This is a genomic window from Propionimicrobium lymphophilum DSM 4903 (assembly GCF_000423485.1).
GTDB classification, from domain to species: Bacteria; Actinomycetota; Actinomycetes; order Propionibacteriales; family Propionibacteriaceae; genus Propionimicrobium; species Propionimicrobium lymphophilum.
Genome location: NZ_AUIB01000023.1, coordinates 1 through 2,601 on the forward strand (window position 1 = coordinate 1; position 2,601 = coordinate 2,601).

Below are 2,601 nucleotides of genomic sequence, written 5' to 3' on the forward strand. Positions count from 1 at the left end.
AGCTATCTACCACCAGAGGCGTATGAGGCGTTAGCAGGTTTACGTCCGGATGATTTTTCCGATGTCGGTCAGGCAGACACATTAGCTGGCGAGTACGCGAACAAGATCCGCTACTCACTGGCTACCAAGTGGCTTGTCTACGACCATGGCGTGTGGGATGAGAACGACCTGTCCGCACAAGGAGTGGTTCAAGAACTGACCTCCCGCCAGCTCGAAGAAGCACAACACCTGATCGCCACAACATGGCAAGACATGGTTTCTACCGGTGCTGACGTGGTGATGGCATTGGCTTCATCGAAAGCCCGCGGCCTAGCAAAACTCAACCCCGCCCAAGTCGCAGCATTCAAGGCGTGGGATGAATCCAAAAACTATCACAAGTTCGTTCTCTCCAGGCGTTTGTCACGCAATATCACGGCCACGTTGAAAGAAGCCGGGCCGATCTTGCAGGTACGTGTCCGTGACCTCGACGTCGACCCCTACCAGCTCAACACCCCGGCAGGTACCTGGGATCTACGCGACAATAGTAGCCACGAGCATAATCCCGCCGATCTGCTGACTAAGCAGACCACTGTCGGCCCCAGCGATGAGGGTGCACAGATCTGGGCTGACGCGCTCGACGTCTTCTTCCAAGGAGATCCTGAGTTGATTGGTTACGTGCAGCGCATTGTCGGCCTGGCGGCTATCGGTCAGGTTTTCGTCGAAGCCCTAGTCATCGCCTACGGGGACGGGCGAAACGGCAAATCCACGTTCTGGAACACCATCGCCCGCGTGTTGGGGACGTATTCGGGCACGATCTCAGCTGACGCGCTCACAGTCGGGGTGCGCCGCAACGTCAAACCCGAACTCGCCGAAGCCAGAGGCAAACGTCTCTTGATCGCGGCCGAAACCGAAGAAGGCATGCGCCTATCAACCTCGAACGTTAAACAGCTGGCCTCAACCGATCAGATCTCGGCAGAGAAAAAGTTCAAGGACCCCTTCGCCTTCACCCCCTCCCACACGCTGGTCTTGTACACGAACCATTTGCCGCGTGTGGGAGCTATGGATGCAGGCATCTGGCGCAGGCTCATCGTTATCCCGTTCAACGCCACCATCGAAGGCGACACGGATGTGAAGAACTATGCCGACCACCTCTACGAACACGCTGGCGGAGCAATCCTTTCCTGGATCATGGAGGGAGCGCGCCTCATTCACAGTGAGGGATACAAGCTCACTCCGCCGCCTCAGGTGGTTCAAGCCTCGCAAGCATATAAGGAGGATAACGACTGGTTCTCGCAGTTCCTTGAGGACTCGTGCGACGTCGAGGACGGATTATCGGAGAGGGCTGGTGACCTCTATCAGACGTATCGGGCGTGGGCGCAAAACACCTCAGGATGGGCGCGCCCGATGGTCGACTTCAACGCCGCATGCGAACAAGCAGGATTCGAGCGCAAGAAAACCAAGTCCGGTATCCGCGTCTACGGGCTGGCCCTGACCAGCGAATTCAACAGCTGAAAGTTATGAGGGTGCAGACCGGTGCAACCCGTTTTCCTACCTTACGCATGTGAAATTACATGGTGTTTTTCTCTATGTAAAAGGTTAGGAAATACCCTGCACCACTCTGCACCCCTTGAGAAACCATTCAAGGAGTGACCATGAACGAACGAACCATAGAACACCAACTGAAGAAAGCCGTTGAAGCCTCTGGCGGCTTGTGTTGGAAGCTTGTCTGCCCTGGAACCAGTGGCGTACCTGACCGGATATGCCTGATGAGAAACCGGGCTGTTTTCGTTGAGCTCAAAGCATCAGGCAAGAAGCCACGGCCAATCCAAGTGCGCCGGATGAACCAACTGCGCGACCAGGGATTCCAGACCTTCGTTGTCGATTCGGTTGACGGGATCGAGGAGGTGCTTGATGCACTATCACCCGCATAACTACCAACGCCAGGCGACCCAGTTCATCATCGACCACCACGAAGCCGCGATCTTCCTTGGGATGGGTTTGGGCAAATCGGTGATCACGTTGACGGCGATCTGGCAGCTCATGCTCGACTACTTCACCATCCACCGCGTCCTCGTCATCGCACCACTTCGGGTAGCCCGCGATACCTGGCCCGCTGAAATAGCGAAGTGGGATCACCTTGACGGGCTCACCGTCGCGGTCGCTGTTGGCACCAAACAAGACCGGCTGGCAGCGTTATCCAAGTCTGCAATGGTGACCATCATCAATCGCGAAAACATCCCATGGCTCATTAGCCAACTCGGGGGGAGCTGGCCGTTCGACATGGTCGTCATCGACGAACTCTCCTCGTTCAAGAATCATCGGGCGAAGAGGTTCACTGCGCTGGTGAAAATGCGCCCATACGTTAAACGCTGGGTTGGCCTGACCGGAACGCCAGCGTCGAACGGGCTGATGGATGTGTGGGCGCAATTCCGTCTGCTTGACGGCGGGGATCGTTTGGGTCGTTTCATCACTCGTTATCGTGAGCGGTGGTTTGTGCCGGATAAGCGTAATGGGATGCAGGTCTTTACCTATAAGCCACGCGTGGGTGCTGAGGATGAGATCTATGCGGCGATTGGTGACATGACGTTGTCGATGAGAACCACCGACCACCTGCAGCTACCA

General features: G+C 56.3%; 3 protein-coding genes. All 3 read left to right on the forward strand.

Annotation, left to right across the window (positions count from 1 at the left end):
* A partial coding sequence (locus G556_RS0107440; RefSeq protein WP_028822319.1) for a DNA primase family protein occupies nt 1-1,491 on the forward strand: 1,491 nt, incomplete at its 5' end.
* A gap of 140 nt (nt 1,492-1,631) precedes the next feature.
* On the forward strand, nt 1,632-1,910 hold the full coding sequence (locus G556_RS0107445) for a VRR-NUC domain-containing protein (protein WP_028822320.1): 279 nt from the start codon (nt 1,632-1,634) through the stop codon (nt 1,908-1,910).
* Nucleotides 1,891-2,601, forward strand: a 711-nt coding sequence (locus G556_RS0107450) for an SNF2-related protein (RefSeq protein ID WP_028822321.1), incomplete at its 3' end; no start/stop codon positions are given. The genes G556_RS0107445 and G556_RS0107450, both read left to right, overlap by 20 nt.

Excerpts from the sequence above, each read along its gene's own strand:
- G556_RS0107445 (WP_028822320.1), top strand. The coding sequence starts at position 1,632 with ATGAACGAACGAACCATAGAACACCAACTGAAGAAAGCCGTTGAAGCC.